Source organism: Nocardia africana NBRC 100379 (assembly GCF_001612635.1).
Taxonomy (GTDB): Bacteria; Actinomycetota; Actinomycetes; order Mycobacteriales; family Mycobacteriaceae; genus Nocardia; species Nocardia africana.
The window spans coordinates 81,080-106,315 of the sequence record NZ_BDAV01000013.1 but is presented as its reverse complement, the minus strand read 5'-3'; the positions used below and the strand labels follow the sequence as shown (position 1 = coordinate 106,315).

Genomic DNA, 25,236 nt, shown 5'->3' with positions numbered 1-25,236 from the left:
GATAGGAGACGAGCCCTGGGACAGTGCCCCTGTATCCCTGGGCTCGTGGCCGACGTCCGCGTCAGATATCACCGGCTGCGTGCAGCGAGTTGTACATCTGGACCGCGCTGGCGACGCCGACCGGAATTCCCAGCAGCGCGGCGCCCGTCACCCCGCCGATGCCGGCGCCCAGGGAGGCGCCCATCACGCAGCCGAGCGCCGCTGCCGGGGCAGCGATCGGCCCCGTCGGAATGGCGAGGAAGCCGCCGGTCAGCGCGCCGCCCACGCATCCGAGGCCCATGCCGACCACACCGCCTGCCAGCGTTCCGACACCGGTGGCGAGACCGAATTGGACCGCGGCCTGACCCAACGCCGCGTTGAAGTCGGCGCCCGCGTCGATCTGCCGATTCGGCGCGGAGGTCACCGTCGCGGGCGCGATACCCGGATCGGTGTCGGTGTTGTGTTGCGGCGCAGGGTAACTCGCCGTCTCGCTCTGTTGCGGCCGGGCCGCCGTCGGCCACTGCGCCGGATCTGTCCCCTGGGTCAGTGGCTGACCGGCGACGACGTCGCCCTGCTGGTCGAGTACCTGAAATTCGGTGCCCCTGGTGGTCAGTGATCCGAAGGGCGTAGAGACGAAAACCGAACTGTCGCCGGCGTTCCCGCTGTAGTCGACACCCGGTGCGAGGCTGGTGTGCAGCGACGTGCCGGGCTCGGCCGGCTGCACGGTGCCGGGCTGCTCGGAACTGGCGTGGGCTGTTCCGCACGCGAGTCCGACAACTGCCGTCCCGCTCGCGATCGACGCGGCAATTCGTGTGTACTTCATGCGATTTCGCTTTCTCCGAGAATGGCTTCGACGACGGATCGATGTCCCGCGATGACGGGATGCCTGTCGAAGGAGGAGCCGCAGGAAGGGGCTGACGAATGCGATGAATCCTGCGGAACCTTAACGATCATTCGTTAAGGTGAATGAAGTGTGACGGCCGTAACATTCGGTGTCAAGGGATCGGGAGGAATTCCGCTAGCGGCAGTGTCCGGTCATCTTCATTACTTCGGCGGGACCTGACCATCCACACGGAAGTCCGCAAGAACCGAGTGTGCTGACCGTTGTTCCAACCGACGGTGATTGTCCATCGCGAAACCTCTCATGCCGCGGGATCGTGGAACAACTGCTCGCAGGGAAGGCGTGGCAGAAGACTGACATCACAGCGTGCCGTGGTGACCATCTCGATTGCCTCGCAACGCTTCCGGTGCCATTCCGTGAAGAAGGCGACAGCTGCTGCGGGGGCGGCGCGAAAGTCGAAAGCCATACCGCCCAACCAGATTCGAAGCTGCACGTCGCCGTCGCGCTGCGGAGGGGCCGCAGAATGCATGAGCGTTCACCTTGTCTCGGGCGGCACACCTCTGCCCTGTTCGGGTGATCGTGGCGGCCGGCGTTCGGATACCTCGGAAGCTTGCGTCGGTCGGCCGGCGCTCGCCTCGAACCGGCCACATCTCAGTCATATGACTGGGTCGAGTGATTTCAGGGTAGAGAACGGAGTATCGCAGGTCAACAGCGGCGATCGGTGGCTCGACCAGCGGAACTGCCGGTGCGGCGAATGCGGTTACTTTCGGCCCGCCTCTTGACTGTGACTGGGGCCACTGGTCTACTGACAGCTACTGAGTCATCTGATCGAGTCATTCGACTATTACGGACGAAAGCGGCAATTTCCATGAACTCCACCACCTCGGATGCCGGGGTCGTCGACGTCATCGGCGTCGGTGCCGGCTTCACCGGCCTCTACCTCTCGTACCGGCTCGCCAGCGCCGGGTGGACCTTCGCGGGCTTCGAGGCCGGTCCCAGCGTCGGCGGCACCTGGTTCTGGAACACCTATCCCGGTGCTCGCTGCGACGTCGAGAGCATCTACTACTCGTACTCGTTCGACGAGGCGCTCCAGCAGGAATGGACGTGGAGCCAGCGGTTCGCGCCGCAGGCGGAGATCCTCGGCTACCTGGAGCATGTCGCCGACCGTTTCGACCTGCGCAAGCACTTCACCTTCAACACGCGCGTGCTCGGCGCGACGTGGAACGAGGGCGACCGGCTGTGGGAGGTGCGGCTGGACAACGGTGAGACACGGCGCTGCCGATACCTGATCTCGGGTGCGGGCGGCCTGTCCACTCCGAAGGAGTTCGATGTGCCGGGGCTGGAGAACTTCACCGGCCTGCGGGTGTCGACCAGCCGATGGAATATCTCGCTCGACGACCTCGCCGGCAAGCGCGTCGCGGTGATCGGCACCGGATCGTCCGGTGTGCAGGCGATTCCACTGATCGCGGAGGTCGCCGAGCACCTCACGGTGTTCCAGCGCACCCCGAACTATGTGATGCCCGCCCGCAACGCCGAGCTGACCCCCGAGCAGGTCGCCGCCGTCAAGCAGGACTACGCCGCGATCCGTGAGGAGTGCCGGCATTCGCCGGGCGGCATCCCCGATCGCCCCGTCACCGACCGGGCCTTCGATGTCTCGGACGAGGAACGCCGACGACGCTACGAGCAGGCTTATGAGCGCAGTGGCTTCCTGGGCGTCGGCGCCGAATTCGTCGACCTGCTCACCGACGCCGAGGCCAACCGGACCGCGTCCGAGTTCATCCACGACAAGATCCGCGAGATCGTGAAGGATCCGGCCACGGCCGAGCTGCTGGTACCGAAATATCACCCGCTGGGCGCCAAGCGCAGCGTTTTCGGTACCGACTACTACGAGACCTACAACCGGCCGAACGTGTCGTTGGTGTCACTGCGCGACGAGCCGATCGAGACGATGACCGAGAACGCGATCGTCACCTCGGCCGGCAGCTACGACGTGGACGCCATCGTGCTGGCCATCGGATTCGACGCCTTCACCGGACCGCTGTACGGGCTCAACCTCACCGGAGCCTCCGGCCGGAAGCTGCAAGAGGTCTGGCGCGACGGTATTCGTTCCTATCTCGGGATCATGGCCGCCGATTTCCCGAATTTCTTCATGGTCGCCGGCCCGCTGAGCCCCGCCCTCGCGAGCAACGTGGTGGTGAGCATCGAGCAAGCCGTCGACTGGATCGCCGACCTCCTCGAGCACGCCCGCGACACCAAGGCCACGACGATCGAAGCCACCGTCGAGGCCGAGCGCGAATGGGTGGAGATCACCGAGTGGACCGTCGCCCAGACGCTGTACGCCACCACGGACTCCTGGTATCGCGGATCCAACATCGAGGGCAAGCCCAACACCTTCATGGGCTACGTGGGCGGGGTGGGCAAGTACCGCCGGATGTGTACCGAGATCGCCAAGCGCGGTTACCCCGGCGTCGAGATCGACGGTGAAACGCCCTCCCGCACCATCGGCCCGATCCACCAGAAGATCGCATGAGCAGCGCGATCCACCGGCGCTACGTCGCCTTCTCCGACGCGCACTACGCCGGCAACCTCGTGGACGGCGCCTACGCCTTGAAGTTGTTCGGCGACGTCGGCACGAATCTGTCGATCGAGCTGGACGGCCACGAAGGCTTGTTCGCCGGCTACTCGTCCGTCGAGTTCCTCGCCCCGGTCCGGGGCGGCGACGTCGTCGAGGCCGAGGCAACCTTGGTGAGAAAGGGAAACCGCAGCCGCACAGTCGATTTCGAGCTGCGAGTGATCTGCCGTGGCTGCGATGACACCGGCCGCGCCGAGGTGCTCGACCCACCCCTGGTCGCGGTGCGCGCTCGCGGCACCGCGGTCATCCCGGTGGACGAATCGAAATGAAACGGCCATCGCCGCCGGTCGGTTGATGCCAGCTTGCTAGGAGAAAATCATGTCCATCAAAGAACTGCTCTTCGCGGTGGCGGACATCTGGATGATCGCTGTCGGATACACCTACGGGATCAAGTTCATCCGGAATTACAAGAACTATCTGCTCGGTATCGAGTGGATCATCGTCGCCACATCGGGGACGAACTTCCTGATCTACGGTCTCATCAAGGCCGGTCACGACAGCCCGATGTACCACTTCGCCTACTTCCTCGACGCCTTCTCCCGGTCCGTCGGCATCACGCTGATCCTGGTCCTCGGATTGATGAAGGTCACCCACCGGTACAAGCCGGCCGTGGCGGTGGACATCGGCGCCTTCGCGCTCGCGGCCGTGGTGGGCTTCGTCCTCAGCACCTTCGCCGAGCAGATCGGCACGCCGGGCAAGGTCTTCTACATCGTGGTCAACGTGCTCACCACGATGTTCCTGATCTACTTCGTCACGCGCCTGTGGAACATCGGCGAACGCGGGCACGCCGCGTGGGCCGCCCTCGCCACCGCCTTCGCCTTCGTCATCGCCGCGATCTACGACTTCGTCCACATCCCCGGCGACGACTCCGAACACACCATCTTCTACATCTTCGCGCTGTCCACATGGGGCCTGCAGATGTTCACCTACTACCGCGCCTACCGAGCCTTCGACGCCCACAACAAGCGTATCGACGCCCCGGCCGTCGGCGCTTCGGTCACCGCTCGATCGTGACCGAATTCGAATCGCCACACGTCTATGCCCAGCCGTCGGTGGTTCATCGGATCTTCCCCTCGAAAGCTCGGAACAAGGAGTCATCATGAAGACCCACAATGTCGTGGAAGAGACCACGGACGTCGTCGTCATCGGCGCCGGGATGGCGGGATTGACGGCGGCGACCACGCTCGGACGGCACACCGACCTGATTGTCCTCGAGTCGACCGACCGCACCGGCGGGCGAGTCGACACCGTCCGGCAGGGCGACTACTGGATCAACGTCGGCACCCAATTCACCGAGGGCACAGGCACATTGATCGATGCCCTCGACCGGCACGGTATCGAGATGGGCTCGCTCGCGGGTAAGAGCATCGCGCTGCACCTCAACGGCGGGACGGTCGACACCTCGAATCCCTTCGCGCTGATGTTCCGCACCAAGATGACCATGCTGGACCGGTTGGGCCTGGCCGTCGTCGGTTCGCGCATCCTGGCGGTCACCCCGTTCCTCGAATCGGAAAGCACTGTCGCGCAACGTGTCCGGGCGCGGCTCGATACCAAGCTCGCGTCGTATCTGCTGAAAGGTGTGCGCTCGGAGCTGGCGCACACCATCGTCCGGTCGTGGTCGGCGCAGTGGATGGGATGCGACCTGCACGAGACCGCCGCCACTCAATTCGTCACCTCGGTCGGCATGGCACTGGCCGATCCCGAGAAGATTCCGAACTTCTCGCTGCCCGCCGGTGGCAACCAGACACTGACCGATGTGCTGACCGAAGATCTCGGTGCCCGGATCAGGCTGAACTCGGTGGTGCGATCCGTGCGCAACGACGGTGACGGCGTCGTCGTCGACTATCTCGACGGCGATCGCCCGGCCCGGTTGCGAGCCCGGCGTGCGATCGTGACCGCGCCCGCCGACATCGCCGAGCGAATCATCCCGCAACTGCCGCAGCGGTACCGAAACGCCTTCGACGACATCACCTACGGCCGATACGTCGTCGTCGGCTTCTTCACCGACGAGGCCGGACCGCAGCGCTGGGACAAGTACTTCGGCATCTCCACGCCACAGCTGTCGTTCCAGGCGGTGTTCAACCATGCCGCGGCGCTGCGCACCGGCGGCGATCGCAAGCCGGGCGGCGCGCTGGCATGTTTCGCGGGCGGCGGCAAGGCCGACGCATTGCTCGACCTGCCCGACGAGGAGATCGTCTCGCGATTCACCGACGACCTGCTCACCGTGTTGCCCGAGCTGAAAGGCAAACTGGGACAGGGCATTCTGCGCCGCCACCGCCGGGTCGTGCCGTTCTGGGCGCCCGGCCGCCGCACCACCCTCCCGACATTGCGCGAGCCGCTCGGCAACATCTACCTCGCCGGCGACTATCAACTCGATCTGCCGTCGCTCGCCGACGCCGCCGCGTCGGGTGAAGGCGCGGCGAAGGCGGTAGCGGCGAGTTTGGCCGGACCGCAGTAGCCGCTTGCCGCTTTCCCCAGGGCGTCAGGAATTCTCAGCCGAGTGCAAAAGGTCTGAAGTGTGGGAGCACTGTCGTGCCGGGTGGTTCGATGAACCACCCGGCACGATTGTATGCATCTACTGTGCCCGTGCTGTTCAGGCTGGGTGCGACGGTGAACGTTTCACCGGTCTGCATGCGCAGTGTCGTCGGTATCGTGCCGACCACCGAACCGTTGGGCGCGGTCACGGTGATGGCATCCGGCGCCAGGCTGAACTTCCCAGAGGCCAGATCGACCGTAGCGCGTGAGTGGTCGGCAGCGAGGTTCGTAGTGTAGGCGACGGCGCCGTCGACCCCATGCAGGTTGACATCTGTAACCTGCCTGCCCGTTCGCTGTGACAGTGGCAATCGCCGTAGCGGCGATGGTGAATATGGCGGCCGCCACCAGTTTCCTGATAAACATGTGCTGCGAATACTTCGATAGACCGAAGTTGGGGTGGTCAGGACTTTCGGAGGTCCGATCACCAGTGGTGCGTTCCTGGGCCCGACCGCCGCCCGGTACGGGACTGATCATCCTCTCGGAATCGCGCACCGGCCGCGGCTCTCACTCGCCCGCGGCCGTCGGATTCCGTGCCGCGATCACCTGACGGCCGTTCACCTGAGGCGTAGGGTCCGGGGCCATGGGCGGCGACAATGGCATCGGCGAGATCGAGCAGGTACTCGCTGCCGGGCATACGCAGGGCATCGGCTGGTTCCGTTTCTGGTTCGACGATCAGCGCTGGGAGTGGTCCGACGAGGTCGCGCGCTTGCACGGATACGGTCCCGATGAAGTCGAGCCCACCACCGAACTGCTGTTGTCGCACAAGCATCCCGACGATCGAGACCAGGTCGAGGCTGCGATCGTCACGTCCGTGCACGACCACGCCCCTTTCTCCAGCAGGCACCGCATCATCGACACCCATGGCACCACCCGCGAGGTCATCGTTGTCTCCGAACCGATCCTCGACCCCCAGCAGAATGTGGTCGGCACCCGCGGTTACTACATCGACCTCACCCCCGACAGCGACCAGCAAGCCCGCCGGCTCCTCGACGAAACCCTGCCGGAGCTGATCGAGCACCGCGCCGTGATCGAACAAGCCAAGGGCGTGCTCATGCTCGTCTACAGCATCACCGCCGAGCAGGCATTCAAGGTGCTCGCATGGCGATCACAAGAAACCAACACCAAGCTCCGCGACCTGGCCGCCATGCTGGTCGAGGGCCTGCACACCCTGCCCGAGTTGCCCGCACGACACCTGACCGCATTCGACCACCTGCTGCTCACCACCCCCCAGCCCCCCACCGACCCACCTAGCTGAGGGGTAGAACCGAACCGCCTTCGTATCACCGGTCTAACACCCCGAACATGTTGTGACAGAGCTCTTTACGACTACTCACGTTATCTCGCAGCGGAACGAGCTCGGCTTCCCCGGGCCGAGCGCGGAGCGACGGTCCGTGAAGCTCGGGACTATGAGGACTTGTTCTTGTCGCGCGCCTTGGGGCGGGATCACCGGTGAAATCACGATCGGCCTAGGCTGCTACCGGCTCGTGCAACGCTGCCAGGTGCGGCCGAGCGCGCACATTGCCGCCGAGATGGGCCGGACAGGGCAGTGTGCGAGCAAGTGGTTCAACAGATTTCGCCGGTTCGGTGAGCTGGGCCTGCTCGACCGTTCCTCGGTGCCGCACCGGTCGCCGACAGCGACAGCGGCCGAAGTTGTCGCCCGCATCGAGCAGTTGCGGCGCCGGCGCAAGTGGTCGGCCCGACACATCGCCACCAAGCTGCATTCCGAAGGCGCCCGCTCCTGGCGACTGGCTCTAGCGGGCTCAAGTGCGCCCTCATGCCGAATGCAGAGCATGAGCATGCTCCTGGAGTTGTTGCATGCATTGTGATGAGGAAGGCTGAGCCTGGTGAGCAGATCTCCCGTTCCACTCGATGAGCAGCAGCCGATCGACAAGAACCTGGGTGGCCACGTGCTGCGCCATCTCTACGGAGGCGAGACCCACGCAGAACTGTCGATCACGGTGCAAGACAGAATGATTCAGTACTCCCTCGTCTCCGAGCTTCAGTCAGCGAACATCCCCGACGACGATCTCGTTCAGGCAATCTGCGATCTGGTCGACTTGCACGAACGCTTCGGGTCCGGCCTGTGCGGGGCGAATTATCGATTCGTCAAGAACCCGGACGGAAGGTGGAACATGGTGGGCCGTTTCTCCTACGAGTCGGACACCTCATCCGTCTGAAGTGTGGAATCCACTGACATGCCGCTGCGCGGCCGCTCCGCACAGCGAGAACGGTTGCGGTGCAGAACATTCCCGCCTTGCCATGTGCGAGTAAGTCGAGTGCTGCAGCTGCCCGAGCCGTGTCGTTCGATGACGCCCAGCATCTCCACACAGGCGCAACGCGATAGATCACAAGCTAGAGTCATGCTGTCGGCTGCTCGACGCCGGTTGGGAGGGGCGAAAATTCCGTGACTCCAGCAATATTGGCCGCCGCGTCAGCGATAATAGGCATCGTGCTCGGTCGGTTCTGGGACGTTCGGGCCGAGTCGTCGAAGTGGCGCAGGGACCAGAAGACCGCCAGCTATCAGCGCTACGCGGAAGAGTTTCAGGTCGGCTTCGAGCTGGTTCGCACCATTGCACTCGCAGACCACGCGGACGACGCCTTCACGGAACTCGTACGTCGGGCGCGGACCGATGGCTTCAAAGCCTCGGACAGCGCGTTCATCGCCGTCTGGATTCACGGTTCGGCAGCAGTCGTCGAGGCTGCCACTACCGTCGAACACACTATGTCGAGATTGTTTGAACAGGCTCAGGAGCGAACCGTATCCGAGCAGGAATGGAAGCAGATGCGAGGTCCCGCTCGTCAGGCGTTCGAGCAGTTCCTCGCCGCAATGCGTCGTGAGCTTGATCTGCCCGTTGTGTCGACGACCTTCTTTCGTCAGGGGCAGCAACCGACCGAGTGACATCCGCTCATGCCGCGACCCGTGACCCGCGCGGTCCGAAGCGCCCATCCCCCTTCCCGAGGTACGGGGCGGTTGTGTTCCACGCCGTAGGTCACTGTGCAACTATCGGCCGCCCGATTCGTGCCTACGAAACCCACTCCTCCCCAGGGCGATGAGCAGCGCCGGGCCAACACACCGGCCGCAAGTCTGTGCCGATATGCGTGCGCATCAAACACCGTTCAGAACACGATCGAGCGCCGCCCGACCAACAGGCCCCCAGTGCGGCTTGCCGCCGGGAAGGCCTCGATCTCCGTTGTGCCCCATGAGTATCAGGAACAGGCTCTTCATAGTGGCCAACCTCGCGGATCCTCAGCCCTGCAAGGTCTGAATGTTGCTCTTGAAGCAGGTCGCGGACCAGGTCCGCGGTGATCTCGGTTTCGGCCAAACGAAGTCACAGTACCGAGGCGGCCGGCCCGTGATGTTCTAATGGCGTCGCATCCGGCGGAAAGCGCGACGTAGGCAGCCGTCACCGTGCTGTCCAGCCTGCCGAGGTGAGCCCTGACCCGGCTGATCGGCGGAGTCCAATTGGACGACGATCCCGCCGAAACGAGCCTCCTGCATGGTCGCTGGGCGCCCGTCGATGAAGCACGCACCGGTCCGACTGACCTCGACGCATTCTTCGTATCCGGAGCCGTCCGATACCTCGACCGTGTCGGCGTAGTAGGCGATCATTCCGCCGCTCATATCGATGTTGAACCCGGCAACGCGGCGCCCGGATCGGTCGGTAGTGCGGCCGCCACACTGATCGCAGACCGCGCGAGGGTAGCGTTCCTCGTAGAACGTCGGCTGTCCACAGTGGGGGCATGGCTGGGTGTATCGGCGTCCGGGTGTCGGACCTTCCAGCAGGAAATCGTTGTGGGCGAGGATCTTACGCCCGGAGTTCCCCTGGTTGTGGTTGCGCCGCAGAACCAGCAGAATGAACGTGGCGTAGTCGGCCCGCTGCGCGCCGAGCGCCCGATGGCTGGGCACCTCCTCGATGCGCGTGAGCCCAGCATCGTATGCCTCCAGTGCCACCCGGTGCGCCACCGAGAGTTCGCTGTCCGGGATATCCCGGTTCTCATGTTCTGTCTGGGCCAGATATTCGGCGATCACCTGGTCGATAGTGCGTCCGGCCTTCGACAGCACCCCGCCGCCGCGTCGGGTCGTGGTCACCAGGACATAGGCATCCGTATCGCCGCTGTCGGTCCTGATCGTCTCCAAGAAGGCGAAACCTCGCCCGTATCGGGCATTCTCGAGTCTCAGGTGGGGATAGTGGACGAGCGTGCCGGCATCCTGCGCCAGATCCCGCGCAATTCGCAGCGCTTCGTCGAAGGTCGGAGAATTCGGGTCCGGACGTTCCATGATCGTCACTCTATCGAGCCGGATATTTATTGCTCAATCGATATTCGACATCCCGGGATATGTTGGTCTGCAAGGTATCTCGGGTGATCGACCGGCGATTCTCAATGGTCCTGTCCCTCTCCTGTGTATGAGTGTGGCTTACGGCGGTAGGCCGCACCGGTTCTGCATCATCATGCTCTGCTGCGAACTCGTCACACCGCTGATCTACACGCCGCTACGACAGCGGGTCACCGGGGCGCACGGTGCGCACCGAAGAGTCCGCCTGTCGGGAGGTCGTCGGCGCGTCTGGTGGATCCAGGCGCGGCCGACGAAGCGGACCGGGCAGAGCGAACGCAGGGCGTAGAGACCGACGAAAACGACTATGGCTGCCCGGTTACCTTCTGGCAAGCCGAGCGTCATACAGTGCAGCAACATACTGTCGTGCCGCATACCGCGCTGACCGGACCGGCCGGTGCGGAGCAACCGACGACCAACGGGCCGCGGCCATCCGACGCCGGCCGAACGGACTGACATGCCGAGTTCTGTGTGATCTGGGTGGCCGGGTTAGGCGGCCTGTGTTGCACCGCTCTGTCTACGCTGGTCCTCTGTGGCGGGCTTGATTGCCCGTGCGGAACTTGGTGATTGAGCTGATGGCGGCAATTCAAATATGGGTAGATCGAGGGCGTCAGAGATGTCGGCCGATGTCCGTCAGCAGTGGCTGTTCGAACGACTGGTAGACGAGGTGTGCTCGAACGCGCCCACCGAATACTGGTACGACATGAACGTCACCTATGTCGCCGCAGGTTCGTCGGTGAAGATGAGGACGGAGGTCCATCTGCAGGGTAAGGAAGAAGTGCTCGACCGACCGCTGGGCTTCGCAGACATCCCGCAACAACAAAGAGCGTTGATGTACAAGCCCGGCCAGGGCACGTGGTTCACCCAGCACCTGGTCATCAACAGTAACGGTGACTCGTTCACGGAGTACGGATACGAAGAGCCCGAGTGCTTTCCGTTCAGTCGTGCCGACCTCGAGGATGATCTGCGACTTTATCCGCGCGAGAGCGTGCCGCAGTGGATTACTGAGCGCTCGATACAGGATCCCGAATCAAACTCGACCGGATCGGGCCAGTTTCTGTTGCTGCCATCGCCAGCGGCGGCACGATCGGATAAGGAGCTGCTCGGCCGAACCAAGGCCAAGGCCGCTCTTGCCAGCGCGGTCGCGGGCGCCACATCCGAACCTCGTGACGATGACTGGTGGTGCTTCAAGGTTGAGCTCGATCCCCGCCGACACGACGGCCTCCGTACCGTGTACTGCCAAGCCCTCACCGATTACTACCAAGGCCTCACGAACGGATACGAGCGTCGGCGCGCGGAGATCTACGTTGATGGCCGAATCGTGTTGATCGACTCGTCTATCAGCGTCAGCCAGACACGCATCCCAGCCCTGGACCAGCTCTTGGATGCGCCCGATTCTGCAGAGATCCTCCTCACCCTCGAGCAGTTCCGAAAGGCCTGGATCGGACTCGGAGGGCAGTGGGAGCCCCGACAATCGGGGCTCGCAGCCGCGCTCGAGGCGGTGCGTCGGAAGATCACCCCAAGGCTTCGGTAACCACACGCACGGTAATGCCGATGAGCGTGCGCTCAGTGGCGCTCCGCAGCCTTTGAGTCGCTTCCGGTTCAGACAGACTCGTCGATGAGATGAGCGTTCCACACGGCAACCGCCTGCTCATGAGCATCGACACCGGCGAAGAAGGCTTCGCCCATTACGCCGTAGTCGGGGTCGGTGAAGCCGTTGGTCTCAAGGAATTTGGGCCGGTAGACGCCGAAGCCTTGTTCCGATGTGTGTGGTCGGTAAGGGACGGCCATCTGTATCGATCGTCGATCCGGCCTGTACTGGACAGCGTGGATGATCAAAGCGTCGATCCGTCCGGTGGACAGGTGGAGGAAGGCGTCGACGACCAGCGCCGCGCGCACCCAGTTCGGCCGACCCGCCAGCAGCCTCTCGGCCCCGACGCCTGCGTCCTGGGCGGCGTCATCGGAGATGAACCGCTCGTGACCCTGGTCGCCGTTCGCCTCGATATATCCGAGCAGAGGAGTCAATCCTCCCGAGTCGGACACGCTCCAAATCCCGTGCGCCCCAAAGAAGCCCGCAGTGCTTGCAATCTCGTACACGAGTACCAGGCTAGGCGGGCACGGCTTTCAAGGGACGTTCGGCATCGCAGTGAAACGGCCGTCGTTGCCATTTCGGAAGTGTGGGGTCGATCAGAGACCTCACCAATGCACTCTTCTGCTGCGACCCGGGCGTCCTGGAGCCGCCGCGGGCTCCGTCGGCGAACACCCTCATGCCGATGACCGTGCCATCGAGGGCGTGCTTGCAGCGGTCAGTACCCGTTGGCATCCAAGGCTTCCCGCACGGCTTTGCAGAGCTCGTAGTCCACCGCGCCAGGCCGGAGCAGCAAGTCTGCCTCGCTGAGCACGTCAACTGCGAGGTCGTCAATAGCGTGCCACGGAGAAGTTCCGTCGTCTTGTTCCTTGACTCCCATTCCCGCCCAAATGACAAGAAGTCCGCCGCGGTCCTTCCTGTCCAGCTTGCGGATCCGCCACCAAAGGTTATCGATCCTCCACATGGCGGAGATCGGGTCGATCAGGTCCATCCGCCGGGCACGACCGTAGGTCCCGGCGACCACATCCCAGGGATCGAGGCGTGGCGCACCTCCGAGATGGCGGTCGATCTGGCCGTGCAGCTTGCCGAGCTTGGTCTCGATCACGCTGTCGTCGCGGGATTCCATCGCCGCGAGGTCGTTCAGGGCAGACCACGAGAAGCCCTGATGCAGTAAGACTTGCGCGATCAACGGCCAACAGCGTTCGAAAAGTATGTCCTCTGCTGCCAGTCCAGTAAGACCGTGGATCACCTGAGCAGTAGCCGTCGCGGACATCCTGCGAGCATAAGCACCACGTCGGCCTCCCCAAACCGCAATACCACCGCGCTATTTTGCCGCAGCCCGCGCTGACCGAACCGGCCAGCGCGGAGCGGCCGGTGGCCGGGACCCCTTGCGGCGCAGAGCATCCGCTATTGCCGATTACCGGATGGGAGGTCGGTGTGCGCCTGTTCCTGACGACTCAGTCGGCTCGGTATCGCAATTCCAGTCCGCGCTGCAACGCTGCGTACTCGTCAGGGGAAAGCCGGGCCTTCGCAGCCAGCTCTGCATCGGCTGCCGATCCGAATCGTGAACGTGCCCAAGCAGTATGGTCATCGACCAGAACGAGTGTGTCCCAACCACCTCCCATGCAGCGGGGACCGCCGACCAGCTCGTCGGCCAGTGCGCGCCAGATGAGCTCGTCCTCGTCGGCGAGCAGTTCGGCCGCATCCGCGACGACAAGGCAGCTCCGGTACGCGGAAGGGCGTTCGCTCACCGCTTCGAAGAACTCCCACAGGGTTCGCGCGGCACCGTAGGGAAGCTGCAGTGCGGCGGCGAAGTGCTCGAGCGCACGCTCCAGCGTCGAGCAGGCAGACCCGAGCGCCAACCGAACGTCGGCGCCGTCATCGGCGTCGTACCCGTCGTCGTAGATCGGTTGGAGACGAGCAACCAGGTCCGCCACCTGATCGCGATCACCGACTTCCACCGCGACCACCTGGCCAGGACTGGCGGCGATCGACTCGGCGATCCTTTCGATCTCTTCCACCTGCCCGATTGTGGCACCCGGTCCGGCGCGGAGCCTCGCGAGGATTCACTCTATGCCGCATACCGAGCCGGCCAGCGCGGGGCGCCGGCGGCCGGAACCTGGTGCGGTGCAGAACGTCCGCTCACGCCGATTACAGGATTATCAGCGGCGACCATCGCCGTATCGGTCCATTACGGTGATGAGGATCGTTGTGCAGGCGATGGGGGTGGAGGACGGTTCGATGAGTCGTGTGGATTGTGCGCTTCGATCAGGTTGCTCGGTATCCACGGGATTCGATATCCGAGTGGATGCGCGCAGAACTCGGCGATCGACTGCCGATCGCTGGAATCGCGGCCGAGCCGGTGCGGTCGGCTTGCTGCAACAGCAACGACGACTGTGACTGTATCGATCGGGCCCAGGCGATCGACACTCCGAGTTCGACCATATCGCCGTGTCGTTCAGCGAGATCCTGAGCACGGGCCACGAGTGGCGTCGGGTCGAGCTGTTCCGCGACGGCGGTTCCGGCCTGGCGGCGGTCTCTGGTGGTCACACTGAGTTCACTCGGTTGTCCGGCCGTATGCCTTCGGCGAGGGAGATCTCCGACCTGCCGCACTTGTCGACGGAGGAGATCACACCTGTCGAGTTCCAAACGGAGTGGCTGAGCGTCGGAGGCTGGTAGTCCGCCGAGTGTCCGCTACTGCCGCGACCCGGGCGTTCGGAGCCAGGCAGCGGGCTCGGCCGGCGTCTGCACGCACATGCAGGGACGGCTCGGTAGCCCTGTCGGGCCAGCGTGGTTCGGCGAGCCGACACGAAAAATGTTGTTGCATCGTCATTCCTGGCCGATACCCTTGCGTCGCGGAGAGGAGTTTCTTGGCGCACATATGGGTCACGGTTTGCCTGCCGCCCGAAGCCACAGACGACGTTTTCGGGTCGCTTGGGAGGGCGCTGGCTCCGTTCGAGATGTACCGCGGTTACGGGTACCGCGAGATGTGGGACTCGTGGCGAATCCGGGGTGGCGGTGAGGGCAGAGGGTTCCATGTGCTGCCAGGCCATGAGAACGATCCGCGGTTGATTCACGATTCGCCTCGCTACGACGGCTTTGTACATCCCAGCAGGCGTGGCGAATGTGCTGGCGGTCCAAAGTCTTTGCTGAATATGGCTGTTAATCCTGCCGGTTGGGCCGATGTCTTGACCCTCGATGGGTGGTGGGTCGAACCTGATGGCATTGCCAGGTATGCGGGTTGTGACCACGAGGAGCCATGTGAACATGACGCTCTATGCCCTGTCGACTCATGTGGGATCGGACGCTATTTGCTGACGGTTCCCGACGACTCGGTGCTCGTGCGGGTGTACTGCCACGGCTAGCGGGAAGAAGATTGCCGTCGACTCTGGAGCGTCTGCTGATGCTGGCGCCCTGGTGAAGGCACGCTGCTGCCGCTTACAAGGCTGTTCGGACCGACAGGCGGCAGTCGGCCGAACGCACCATCATGCCGATTGCAGCGCCTTGCCTGGATGATGATCGAACGCGCTTGCCGTGAGCCTGTTGGCCGCAAGTGAGAACCGGCCAGCAGAATGATCAGCGGAGTGATCCACGTCGGGGGGCAGATCGGAGCCGCAATGAGTATGTACTTCGAAACCGACGACACTGACCGATGGAACCCAGTTACTCGAACCCGGCAGGATGTTCGTTTCGATGACCGAGTGCATAGGCCAGCAGCCACTCGCTACGACAAATTCGCCGCCCGCTACCGGGCCACGGTCCGGATCGCTGCGATCAATCAATGGCTCAAACACCAGTGAGGGCGGCCCAACCAGCCCGCCCTCACCACTTCGAAACACTCCCTAGTGTTCTGCGCCTGAAATCCGTTGTGTAATTGTAGGATTCGTCGGTGGCAAGGACGGGGCGGCCGAGGTCGGGGCCGGATTTGGTTGTGACCGCTGCTCAGCGTCGGGAGTTGGTGCGGGGTGCGCGGGCGGCGACGTCGACGCAGGCGTATGCGTTGCGGTGCCGGATCGTGCTGGCTTGCGTCGAGCCGGGTGCGTTCAACACCCATGTTGCGGCGCAGGTGGGTGTGTCGGCGATGACGGTGCGTAAGTGGCGAGGCCGTTTCATCGAGTACGGGCTGGCAGGCTTGGCCGATGAGCCGCGGCCGGGCCGGCCGCCGTCGATCCTGCTGGATCGGGTTCAGCAGGTGGTCGAGTTGACTCTCGAACAAGTGCCGTCGGATGCCACGCACTGGTCGCGGTCGTCGATGGCCGAACGGACCGGGCTGTCGAAATCGACGGTCGGGCGCATCTGGCGGCGGTTCGAACTGAAACCACATCTCAGTGACGGCTTCAAGATCTCCACCGATCCATTGTTCGTGGAGAAGGTCGTGGATGTTGTTGGCCTGTACCATAATCCGCCCGAACGGGCGGTCGTGCTGTGTGTGGACGAGAAGTCACAGATCCAGGCCCTGGACCGGTCGCAGCCGGTGCTGCCGATGATGCCGGGTATGCCCGAGCGCCGCACCCACGACTACGCCCGCCACGGCACGACCAGCCTGTTCGCCGCGTTCAACATCGCCGACGGTACCGTGATCGGTGAACTGCACCGCCGCCACCGCGCGACAGAGTTCCGCAAGTTCCTGACCAGCATCGACAAGGCCGTGCCCGCGGAATTGGACGTGCACGTGGTCTGCGACAACTACGCCACCCACAAGACCCCGCTGGTCCAGCAATGGCTCGCCGCGCATCCACGGTTCCACGTGCACTTCACCCCGACCGGATCGTCGTGGCTCAATCAGGTCGAGCGCTGGTTCGCCTTCCTCACCCAGCAACTCCTGCGGCGCGGCGTCCACAAAAGCGTTGCGGCACTGGAGAAAGACGTCCGCTACTGGGTCGACCAATGGAACACCAATCCACGCCCGTTCGTCTGGCGCAAAACGGCCGACGAGATCCTCGACTCCCTCGCACGATATCTACAACGGATTTCAGGCGCAGAACACTAGCAAGGTCGCAATTCCTCTACCATCGACTCTAAGTTGACCGGAGTTACACGCCAACGTTTAGCGTTTTTGTACTCAAATTCGACTTGAACACTCATGTCCGATCGCCTGATTTGAATCAGGCACACTTTCCAACCCTTGCCGTCCGGAGTTGTCATGGTCGTTCGCAGATCAATCGCGCGATCGAGCACCTGCATACTGAGACGCACATCAGGACTCCAGTTTCCGTCATCAGCATAACGGTATCCGAACATCGACTGCTGGCGATGGAGATTGACTACGACGGTCAGTGCATCCCATTCCAGCTCTTCATCGACACAGCCTTGAACGATCGCTTCGGCCATGGCCGACAGCGCATCCGAGGCTGCATCAGTATCGAATCTTGGGTTGTTCACTCAACGCCCCTTCATTGCTTTTCTAATATCCTTTGAAGAAACTTGCGGGTAAGTTTGTCCGGCTTGGTTGCCGAACCGATAATCGCCTGCGCTGCGGGCGTCGACCGCTCGTTCGTCTATCGCTATTACGACCTGCTCGCCAAAATCCACATCGCCCAAGTCGACCCAATCGCGGCCCCCGCCGCCGAGGGCGGCGCGGCGGCGGTCACGACCGGCCTCGCCAACTCACCGAACGCGAACAAGAACTCGACGCGGCCCCGCGCCGCGAACCGGGAACTGTTCGCCAACATGAACAGACGGTCTTGAATTGCGCTGTCCTGCCGCGCGCCGAGGTGCGCGACAGGACAGGTTCGTCGTGGCCGTGCTGGTCAAATCCGCAGTCAACCATCGACGTACCAACCCTGGACATCATGCGGCGCAGTGGATCCGGGTCCATCGACGGAACTGAACGCCGCCAACTGGCATGTCCCACTCGTTCGGCGTGATTGCCAAACACGCTGTATTGCCGATTTTCGGATGTCGAGTGGCACGGGTGTGCGGCTTAATGCGGCCGTTTGAACCAGGCTTCGGCACTGGGCCGAGACAAGAGGATGACGATTGCCAGGCTCGCACCGAAGCCGAGGGGGCCCGGCGGATGTCCCTGTGGCGTGCTGCCGAGGCCCCACAGGATTCCGAAGCTCGCGACAACAATCGCCGCCACGCGCAGGCCGTTCCCGTTCACGGTGAAGCCGAAGGCGAAGATGGCCAGGAAGAAGGCAGGAAGGTAGCCCGCGATCAGCGCGCCGCACAACTCGGGTTTATCCATGGTGCCTGCGAGCACCGACAGCGCGACGCCGAGACCGCCGAACAGCCAGGAGATGATCTGCGCCCCTCTCACCGGTCCGGGCATCCTGGTGGGATGCGCCAGGACCCCACCGTCCGGCTGATGGTCGTGTGACGGCGTTACGTCGGCCGGGAGCGCTGCCGGCGAGCTGTCGGACTCGGTGGGATACGCCTCGTAGCCAGCGCTGTTGCTCGCGTCGTGGTTCTTGCTCAAGTCCACTGGGACTCCCCATCTTTCCCGTCCCAGCCGCTCTACGCGCTGGTTCTCTCAGTAGCGAACACTACAGCGCCGGGGGCTGCTGTCCCGACCCGCAAGAGCAGCTGCTGCTGGGCGCGGGCAGCTTGCTCGTCGCAGCGTGCAGACCGGCCAGCCCAGCACGCGCACCTTCAAATCGTCACCCGAGCCGCCGTGTAGATCCTTTGGCGTGAGCGCCCATCCCAGAACACATCTGGCATCGCCACCAAAGGCACGGCGGGAGGGGTTCTTCGAAGGCCCAGAGAGCGAGCGCATCTCGACGATTTAATGGGTCTGCGCCTGCAAAATGTCGGCAGTCTTCGAGTCGGCCGTACCTCCCCGTGACTATCTGGCACCAGCGCATGAAAGGCATTGAGCTTTGAGGTGTAGTCGCGCGAAGCGAGCGGCTGTCGGACGACCCGTTCCTGCTCTGTGGTATCCCTTGGACCTGTTCTCTGCGAACGCATTACAACTGAGAAGGCAATACATGAAGACGATCGCTATCCTCGGTGCGACTCTCGCCTGTCTGTGCGCTGCGGGTATGGCTGCGCCAACAGCTGCGGCCGATGTCACGTCCAAATATGGACTGATGACGGTGTGCGGTGAGGATCTGCGGGTGGGTTCCACCTACACCATCTACCTGGGGGACCTCCGCGGGTATCAGTCGGTGGGTGTCGTGGAAAAGGAAGCCAACCCCCACGACACGGTCGACAAGCTGGTCCACCTGGTCGACAACGCCATGGGCACGAAGGTCTCCTGGACTCCTCGAACGGCAGGGGTACGGACAATCATCTTGTCGCCCACTGGCGATGCCGATGGACCTGTAATCGACTGGGTGCGTGTAAGCGTCAATTAGGACTGTGCACCACAGCAAAAGCCACCGACATTCTGAGGGCGGTGTGCTCGAGATCAAAACCGGTCGGCCCCAGCGATCTTCAGGGCCGACCGATTGGCTGCTTCGAACCGCGCGGCTCGCGGCAGATGAGTGCGTTCAGGAGGCGGAATAGAGAGAATCCTTGGCGCCCGTCACGACGGGGCCGCCCGCGTCGACCCAACGCGCCGTCCTGCCGAATGTCGGATTCAGACTCACGAATGAGCCGAGTAGCTGATTATCAGCCGCCGCCGGCCAGCCACTCTCTCTGGAACTGCGACGCAGTGATCTGGGCTGCACTGACATTCGGATTCGCCGACAGCGTTGCGAGATCGACGAGGTCATCATCGAGCCACGTGCGATCGGTCTGAACGAACCCACCGACACATTCTGTGCGGCCGTCTCTGAACTTCTGGACTTTCCGACACTCGAAACCTTCGTCGTCTACCTCACTGAAGATCTCATACCCTTCGTCGCCCGCAGCGCCCGGGTTGGTGACCTTGAAGTACCGCATGCCGGGTTCGTCCGGAGTGAAATCTTCTGCTGCGCTACTCCACCCGGAAGCGAACGGGCCCCAGTCGAGGGGGCGATAGCGTTCCGCGTTTTCCGGTAGCAGGTCTTGTATCCGCTTCGTACGGGTCTCGCGGGGGTACGTGTGTGGTTTCGGGTCCGCGGCAGTGTAGAGATATCGGCTCGACTCCACCGGTTCGTACCCGAAGTGCGTGGTGACCTCGCCCCCGGCCTGGATCACCAGGCGCAGAGTAGACCAAGCCCCGCGATCGGATACCGATGCGTCATGCCAGAGGTCCCGAAGCGCGTGCGGGACACCGACCGCCAGGTCCAGCCAGCTCAGAAACGGACCGTCGGTGGTGGTGATGCCGATCTCGACCTCGAGTGCCCGGCCATCCTGCACGGTCCAGGTCAGCTCGATCTGCGTCCAGTCCAGACGCTCGCGATTCGCGTCGAGGACGTAGACCACCGCATCAGCGATCCTCTGGATGCGCTCCTGTTGATATTTCGCAACAGCACTCCGGTGATCGGCTTCGCTGGGTTCTGGCTGCCGGTTTCGCGACAGCGCCGCGGGTTCGACATCCGAATCTTCCTGTGGCCGAACGTAACCGAAATGCGTTGTGACCTCGCCTTCGGAAGGGATGGTCAGGTGCAGCGTGAACCATGTCCCTTCTTCGTGGGCGTGCGTGAGATCGCGCAGCTGTATCAACTCGGGCGGGAAGCCGATCCGCTGATCCAGCCATCCGGGGAACGGGCCATCGGCGGTCTCGACACCGATCTCCAGGTCGCCATCGTCGCCTATCAAGGTCCAAGTCAGGTCGATCAGAGTCCACTCCAGCGGAACAGTGTTCACGACCATCTTGCTGCGGACGTTCTCGACGATCTGGTGCACCAACTCCTGTTGCCTGACAGAGACATTCGACGACGACGGATCAGTTGACATGCTTGCCTTTCTCGCGACCCGATCTCACCACGAGCGTCCTGAAAACGCACTAATCTGCCGCTAGGCGCGCTAGTCGATCGGGGCATGGGGCGTCATGAACCTGCTTGACCCGATGCCGTTCATGATCGGGTCATGGCCAACGAAGCGCCATACGACCAGGCTTTCCTGTGACTCGCAGCGGTAGATGGCGGTGTTGTCGCATCCTCAGATGGCGTCAACGAGGCTGATGTGGTGTGCGCCTGACGCCGAGGCTCTTTCGAACGTCCGCCCATGCCGGATGCAGGGCATGTACCAGGTCTATCTCGGTTCGCCCACTGTGTATCCGACGATCGTGCGGCGGATGTGGAGCTCCGCTCCCGCCACCTGCGAACCAGCAAGGTACTAGTGTTAGCCGGTTGCGCTGTCTGTCGGGCGCGTTCGGAGGCGGGTGGGATGGTTGATGTGAACACGGATATCGTGAGCGCTGCTGAGCGGGCGGTGGCCCTGAGTAAGGCTCGTGATGGGCAGGTACTCGACTACTCGGAAGCCAGCCTCGCGATCGTGGAGGATCTGCTTGCCGAAATTTCTTCGTATGCAGCGGATATGACCGATACGGAGGTGCAGACCCTCGTCGAGTGCTTCGGGTGTTACGTCCTCGAGGTCGGCCGACGGGCTCACGGCGGGCGATACCAATGGTTCGACCAGCGCGAGGAGCCGATCTTGGTCGTCGAAGGGCCGGATTTCCGCATCGCCATGATCACGTGGGGCCGGGTCCGCGGGCGGATCGAGGGCGATCCGGGGGACAACATCCCGTTCTTCTATGACGGCTTCGCCCAGCGGGTTCGGGCCGCTGAACCGGCGACGGATGCGCTGTACGTCTGACCTTTCCGAGGCTGTTCGATACAGAACCCACCTCGGCCGATGGCGGCGAGCATTGCTTTGACTAAGAACCCAGATCGAGTGCATGCATTGTGATGAGGAAGGCTGAGTCTGGTGAGCAGATCTCCCGTTCCACTCGATGAGCAGCAGCCGATAGACAAGAACCTGGGTGGCCATGTGCTGCGCCATCTCTACGGGGGCGAGACCCATGTTTTTCAATGCGTGGAATAGAGCAGGTTGGGAACCGGAATGAGTGAGATGAGTGCCATTGAATCCGTACTCGAGGAGGATTCTCTACCCGGCCGTGTCAAGCGTCAACGTATCTTCGACCTGCTGAATGTACGGCCGCACCTCGGGGCGGAGGTCGCGGCACGCTACCTCGCCGAAACCGAGAACGAGGCCGGAGCCGACTATGTGGCCCAGTACCTCGCCCTGATCCCCGGAATGACGGCCGAGAAGACCCGCGCCGCTGAGCGCCTGCGACGTTCGCAGGCCCTGACTGGGGCCGCGTCGTGGCTCGTTCCCTGGCTCCCGGATGACCTCCTCGACGCCTTCATCACCGACTATCTGACGGCCTCCGAACCCAGCGAATCACCAGCTCGCAGTGTCGTCTACTGCATCGGGCTGTTCCATCCACAGCTCCTGCGTCCCTATGGGAATCGACTCGAGCCACTGATGGTCCGTGCCCTGTTGTCCGGCGGGCCGGATGAATTGGCCGATGCCTTCCTCGCACTCTGGGAACAGACCCATGCCCTCCCGAAGTTGGAAGCTCTCGCATTGATCCGCACGGACTACGCTCGCGAACTCGTGCGAAGCGCCCGCGACACCGTCGACGACCCCAGTGACTGGACCCTATTGATGCAGCTGGCCGGCACACTGCCGGACACCGGTCAGCCTTCCGGATTCTGGCCCGTCTGCATGGGTTTCATCGCCGCCCGACAGCAAAGCCCGCACACCGTCGGCGGCCTGTTCCACGGCGAGGTACCGGTGTGTCTCGCATGTGGGACACCGGCCGAGCAGGTACTCAAACTCGCCGCAGACTCACTCCCTTTCGCATTGAAAAACGACCCCTCCTTCTTTTGGTACACCTGCGGCTGCTACTCATTGGAATCGACAACCCTGCGCATCACACCTGAAGGCACGCACGTCTATTACGGTCCGTCCACGCCCGCCACTGACAGCACCGCCATGGTGCCCGGCGGGGAACGCTCACTCGTGTTGGAACACCACCCCAACCAGACCGGTATCAGCGACGAGTCGACCGACGAAAGCAATCAACATCAAGTCGGCGGGCTCCCCAACTGGATCACTGTCGACCGGCATCCACGCTGCCCCGAATGCGGCAACTACATGCCTTTTCTCGCCTCGATCGGGGGCAACCTCACGCCCTTCGGCAACCTGGCGTTTGACGGCACACTCTACTGTTTCTGGTGCGACGACTGCTGCGTCTCCAGTACCAAATACCAATCCTGAAGAAAACTCGCCTGAGGTGGGAAGAATGATTGCTGCTGCGGAGGTGTCTGCTGGTGTCGCTCTGGAATCCTGGGGGGATCGTGGTTAGTGCATGGTGAGGCGTCTCTTGTGGGACGAATATAGCTCCGGACACGAAGAACCTCGGAAGGTTCGAGAAGCTCATGCCGGGGAAATGAACGAAAGGTAGCTGCCGTAATGGTTGTCGTCGACTCTCCTCGAAGGATTTCCGAGCCGGATCGGGCCTACTCCGCCGAACTGCGGACACTGGACCCCGCCGAAGTCGAGCCGTCGGCTGTATGCCGAGCGCGGTGCGGAGACGACTGATTGGAATTGGTGATGAGTAGGTTTGCTGAAGTTATCGTACTGGCACGGCGAGCTGAGGATGTGATGGCTCCGCTTACGACCTCCGATCCTTCCCGTGGATGGCCGCAACCTTTTATCGAGATCGACGATGCGATATTCTCAGGTGCGGGATTTGAGTTCGGATCTGATGAATGCTACATGTGGATAAATCAGTTCTATAGAAATAATTGGGGCGGGCTGCTGGCGTATCTTGAATCGTTGCCGTGGCCGCGTCCAGAAACGGTTCAGGTGCTCATTCATGATGAGGGCGATGACTGCTTCGGTGTCTGGATGATTTACGACGGAAAACTCACAGAGGTTCCTCTGCCGAGGACTTGTCGAGAAGAATATGCGAGTTCGATTACTGGAGTTCTGTTCAGGGAGGATCGAGCGCCGGAGTGATAGGACTAGGAGAAAGGTGTTTTACTGATGCCTGAACGGGTAGCCTTTGCTGATATCGAGACGGCTCTGACCGGTTTTTCTGAAACTGAGACTACAGGCGGTTTCTGATGCCGCCCAGGTGATGGTCAGAGTCCCTGATCCGCGGCCCGCGCGGATGGTGCGGGTTGCCCGCAATGATCGTAAGGCGCGGTTGGGTATGGAGGATCGGGAGGGGCGCCGTGGTGCTTACCTGATTCTGGATCGGCCTCGGGTGGTGTTCGAATGTACCGATGATGCCGGTGGTGCCGCGGAACTAGCGGCCAAGGTGCACGACATCGTGAATGCTGCGGCGCCTGGCGACATCGGCACCGTCTGGTGCGACCACGTCGAGGATGCCGGCGAAGAGAACGATACCGATCCGGTGACTGCCGCTCCGCGGTACACGATCGTCACCGATTTGATTGTGCGGGGCACTGTTCTCGCCTGACTGCGTGTTCGTGGCAGTTACAACTGAATATCCAATCTCTAGGGCCTGCGCAAATCCCAAGGGAGATAACTAAAATGGCCCTGCCTTCCAGCAAGTACATTGGCGCCGGCACCCCGAACATCGCTGTTCCCGGCGGTGCTCTGGTGGCTCCGCTGGCTACCGCGCTGCCGACCGGTGCGGCCGGGATTAACGATCCCGCGTTCAAGGCGCTGGGTTATGTGTTCGAGGACGGCATAATCGCGGACACGTTAGGCGGCTTTGGAAATGCGGCAGTGGACGCGGCTTCCTGGGCCGGTGCCGCATTGGGCTCCGCCCTGGCGCCCATGTTCGGCCCGGGCGGCTGTTCGCGGCCCGTCCTGGATCTGCGGCATCGGCGTCGGTTCGCAACGATGCGGGTCTGACCGGCACAGGCTCGGCCGTTCCGATGACGGCCTCGATTCAGGCCCCCCTCCGCCACGCTTGGGTTGCTCGGTACCGCACAACCGAATTCGCCGACAGGCGCGGCCGGTGAGCTGGGTTCCCTCGCCGCGGCGCTGGGCTCCGGAATCACCGGTGCAGCGACCGCCGCGGGCAGCCGCCTGGGGGAGATGTTCGGTGCCGCAATCCAACCCGCGCTTGGGCCATCTGGCGAACTCGCACCCGTGATCGGCGAACAACTGGGCCGGTTGATCGGCTCACAGTTTGACGCTCAGCTGAGTACCTCGCTGACCGTGCAGGAATCTGTGCGCGAGGGGGGACTTGAACCCGGAAATGTGTCACGGGCGACCCAAACACGTGGTTGAGCACATCTATGGAGGACGACTCAACTAGGTGGACAGTAGCAGATCTCGGGTGCACATGTGGTGGAAGCGAGTTAGCTCGGAACCGCCTGAGGCCAACCCGTGCACGAAGAGCATGAGACTTGGTGGTGGCCGACGCTCGGCGATTGGTGGACGCCACTTGGCGGGTTACCGCGCGAATCGCGGACCGCTGTTAACAGGCTCGTGCGTTCGGAAATGGTTATACGGATACGGTGCTTGTGTCG

The 25,236-nt window shown here is 62.9% G+C and carries 26 protein-coding genes and 1 pseudogene; 18 read left to right on the top strand and 9 right to left on the bottom strand.

Going from position 1 to position 25,236, the window contains the following annotated elements:
* Nucleotides 1–61 precede the first annotated feature (61 nt).
* Complete coding sequence (locus NA3_RS23570; RefSeq protein WP_062965841.1) at nt 62–802, bottom strand: DUF8020 domain-containing protein; 741 nt, start codon at nt 800–802, stop codon at nt 62–64.
* Nucleotides 803–1,688: 886 nt separating this feature from the next.
* Between NA3_RS23570 and NA3_RS23565 the strand changes: the two genes are divergently transcribed.
* The 4 genes from NA3_RS23565 to NA3_RS23550 all read left to right on the top strand — a co-directional run bounded on the left by NA3_RS23565 (nt 1,689) and on the right by NA3_RS23550 (nt 5,910).
* A complete protein-coding gene (locus tag NA3_RS23565; protein ID WP_062965840.1) occupies nt 1,689–3,350 on the top strand; it encodes a flavin-containing monooxygenase in 1,662 nt (553 codons plus the stop codon).
* Nucleotides 3,347–3,721 (top strand): hotdog domain-containing protein, encoded by a 375-nt coding sequence (locus NA3_RS23560; protein ID WP_062965839.1) that lies wholly within the window; start codon nt 3,347–3,349, stop codon nt 3,719–3,721. Before NA3_RS23565 ends, NA3_RS23560 begins: the two co-directional genes overlap by 4 nt.
* Before the next feature lie 49 nt (nt 3,722–3,770).
* Nucleotides 3,771–4,466: a hypothetical protein gene (locus tag NA3_RS23555; RefSeq protein ID WP_062965838.1), complete on the top strand. Its 696-nt coding sequence runs from the start codon at nt 3,771–3,773 to the stop codon at nt 4,464–4,466.
* A gap of 85 nt (nt 4,467–4,551) precedes the next feature.
* The gene (locus tag NA3_RS23550) at nt 4,552–5,910 is read left to right on the top strand and encodes a flavin monoamine oxidase family protein (RefSeq protein ID WP_062965837.1); all 1,359 of its coding nucleotides are present in this window, start codon (nt 4,552–4,554) and stop codon (nt 5,908–5,910) included.
* Between the two features lie 34 nt (nt 5,911–5,944).
* Here NA3_RS23550 and NA3_RS39585 read toward each other — a convergent pair whose 3' ends face one another.
* The gene (locus NA3_RS39585) at nt 5,945–6,412 is read right to left on the bottom strand and encodes a DUF8020 domain-containing protein (RefSeq protein WP_501193621.1); all 468 of its coding nucleotides are present in this window, start codon (nt 6,410–6,412) and stop codon (nt 5,945–5,947) included.
* Between the two features lie 155 nt (nt 6,413–6,567).
* On the opposite strand from NA3_RS39585, the gene NA3_RS23540 reads away from it, so the two are divergent.
* From NA3_RS23540 to NA3_RS23525, 4 genes and pseudogenes are all read left to right on the top strand, one after another.
* Entirely contained in the window at nt 6,568–7,242 is a 675-nt protein-coding gene (locus NA3_RS23540) for a PAS and ANTAR domain-containing protein (protein ID WP_062965835.1), read from the top strand.
* Between the two features lie 187 nt (nt 7,243–7,429).
* A pseudogene (locus NA3_RS36235) lies at nt 7,430–7,717 on the top strand (leucine zipper domain-containing protein); the annotation flags it as partial.
* Between the two features lie 114 nt (nt 7,718–7,831).
* Nucleotides 7,832–8,164 carry a hypothetical protein gene (locus NA3_RS23530; RefSeq protein WP_128145548.1) on the top strand — a complete coding sequence of 111 codons (333 nt, stop codon included), beginning with the start codon at nt 7,832–7,834 and terminating at the stop codon, nt 8,162–8,164.
* Between the two features lie 272 nt (nt 8,165–8,436).
* On the top strand, nt 8,437–8,886 hold the full coding sequence (locus NA3_RS23525; RefSeq protein ID WP_062965832.1) for a hypothetical protein: 450 nt from the start codon (nt 8,437–8,439) through the stop codon (nt 8,884–8,886).
* Between the two features lie 462 nt (nt 8,887–9,348).
* Here NA3_RS23525 and NA3_RS23520 read toward each other — a convergent pair whose 3' ends face one another.
* Nucleotides 9,349–10,266: a zinc ribbon domain-containing protein gene (locus NA3_RS23520; RefSeq protein WP_128145547.1), complete on the bottom strand. Its 918-nt coding sequence runs from the start codon at nt 10,264–10,266 to the stop codon at nt 9,349–9,351.
* Between the two features lie 670 nt (nt 10,267–10,936).
* Between NA3_RS23520 and NA3_RS23515 the strand changes: the two genes are divergently transcribed.
* Nucleotides 10,937–11,854: a hypothetical protein gene (locus NA3_RS23515; protein WP_062965830.1), complete on the top strand. Its 918-nt coding sequence runs from the start codon at nt 10,937–10,939 to the stop codon at nt 11,852–11,854.
* A 68-nt stretch (nt 11,855–11,922) separates the two neighbouring features.
* On the opposite strand, the gene NA3_RS23510 is transcribed toward NA3_RS23515, so the two are convergent.
* The 3 genes from NA3_RS23510 to NA3_RS23500 all read right to left on the bottom strand — a co-directional run bounded on the left by NA3_RS23510 (nt 11,923) and on the right by NA3_RS23500 (nt 13,929).
* A complete protein-coding gene (locus tag NA3_RS23510; protein ID WP_062965829.1) occupies nt 11,923–12,417 on the bottom strand; it encodes a hypothetical protein in 495 nt (164 codons plus the stop codon).
* 209 nt (nt 12,418–12,626) lie between these two features.
* On the bottom strand, nt 12,627–13,181 hold the full coding sequence (locus NA3_RS23505; RefSeq protein ID WP_128145546.1) for a hypothetical protein: 555 nt from the start codon (nt 13,179–13,181) through the stop codon (nt 12,627–12,629).
* A 184-nt stretch (nt 13,182–13,365) separates the two neighbouring features.
* A complete protein-coding gene (locus NA3_RS23500; RefSeq protein ID WP_062965827.1) occupies nt 13,366–13,929 on the bottom strand; it encodes a hypothetical protein in 564 nt (187 codons plus the stop codon).
* Nucleotides 13,930–14,308: 379 nt separating this feature from the next.
* Between NA3_RS23500 and NA3_RS23495 the strand changes: the two genes are divergently transcribed.
* Entirely contained in the window at nt 14,309–14,587 is a 279-nt protein-coding gene (locus NA3_RS23495) for a DUF6881 domain-containing protein (RefSeq protein WP_369689787.1), read from the top strand.
* A gap of 1,210 nt (nt 14,588–15,797) precedes the next feature.
* A complete protein-coding gene (locus tag NA3_RS23490) occupies nt 15,798–16,898 on the top strand; it encodes an IS630 family transposase (protein ID WP_062965825.1) in 1,101 nt (366 codons plus the stop codon).
* Here NA3_RS23490 and NA3_RS37120 read toward each other — a convergent pair.
* Nucleotides 16,895–17,290 carry a hypothetical protein gene (locus NA3_RS37120; RefSeq protein WP_128145544.1) on the bottom strand — a complete coding sequence of 132 codons (396 nt, stop codon included), beginning with the start codon at nt 17,288–17,290 and terminating at the stop codon, nt 16,895–16,897. The two genes, NA3_RS23490 and NA3_RS37120, sit on opposite strands and share 4 nt — an antisense overlap.
* A 63-nt stretch (nt 17,291–17,353) precedes the next feature.
* Between NA3_RS37120 and NA3_RS23485 the strand changes: the two genes are divergently transcribed.
* Nucleotides 17,354–17,596, top strand: coding sequence for a hypothetical protein (locus NA3_RS23485; RefSeq protein ID WP_128145543.1), 243 nt, complete (start codon nt 17,354–17,356; stop codon nt 17,594–17,596).
* A gap of 235 nt (nt 17,597–17,831) precedes the next feature.
* Here the strand turns inward: NA3_RS23485 and NA3_RS23480 are convergent, their stop codons facing one another.
* Entirely contained in the window at nt 17,832–18,332 is a 501-nt protein-coding gene (locus NA3_RS23480) for a hypothetical protein (RefSeq protein ID WP_062965823.1), read from the bottom strand.
* Between the two features lie 502 nt (nt 18,333–18,834).
* On the opposite strand from NA3_RS23480, the gene NA3_RS23475 reads away from it, so the two are divergent.
* A complete protein-coding gene (locus NA3_RS23475; protein WP_128145541.1) occupies nt 18,835–19,203 on the top strand; it encodes a hypothetical protein in 369 nt (122 codons plus the stop codon).
* Nucleotides 19,204–19,459: 256 nt separating this feature from the next.
* Here the strand turns inward: NA3_RS23475 and NA3_RS23470 are convergent, their stop codons facing one another.
* Complete coding sequence (locus NA3_RS23470) at nt 19,460–20,671, bottom strand: DUF6881 domain-containing protein (protein WP_128145540.1); 1,212 nt, start codon at nt 20,669–20,671, stop codon at nt 19,460–19,462.
* Nucleotides 20,672–21,103: 432 nt separating this feature from the next.
* On the opposite strand from NA3_RS23470, the gene NA3_RS23465 reads away from it, so the two are divergent.
* From NA3_RS23465 to NA3_RS23450, 5 genes are all read left to right on the top strand, one after another.
* Complete coding sequence (locus tag NA3_RS23465; protein WP_062965820.1) at nt 21,104–21,532, top strand: hypothetical protein; 429 nt, start codon at nt 21,104–21,106, stop codon at nt 21,530–21,532.
* A gap of 255 nt (nt 21,533–21,787) precedes the next feature.
* Nucleotides 21,788–23,002, top strand: a complete 1,215-nt coding sequence (locus NA3_RS23460) for a hypothetical protein (protein ID WP_128145539.1) — start codon at nt 21,788–21,790, stop codon at nt 23,000–23,002.
* A gap of 336 nt (nt 23,003–23,338) precedes the next feature.
* Nucleotides 23,339–23,746 carry a hypothetical protein gene (locus NA3_RS36230; RefSeq protein ID WP_084491812.1) on the top strand — a complete coding sequence of 136 codons (408 nt, stop codon included), beginning with the start codon at nt 23,339–23,341 and terminating at the stop codon, nt 23,744–23,746.
* A 196-nt stretch (nt 23,747–23,942) separates the two neighbouring features.
* Entirely contained in the window at nt 23,943–24,212 is a 270-nt protein-coding gene (locus tag NA3_RS23455) for a hypothetical protein (RefSeq protein ID WP_062965818.1), read from the top strand.
* Nucleotides 24,213–24,286: 74 nt separating this feature from the next.
* Nucleotides 24,287–24,613 (top strand): hypothetical protein, encoded by a 327-nt coding sequence (locus NA3_RS23450; RefSeq protein ID WP_062965817.1) that lies wholly within the window; start codon nt 24,287–24,289, stop codon nt 24,611–24,613.
* Nucleotides 24,614–25,236: the final 623 nt, after the last annotated feature.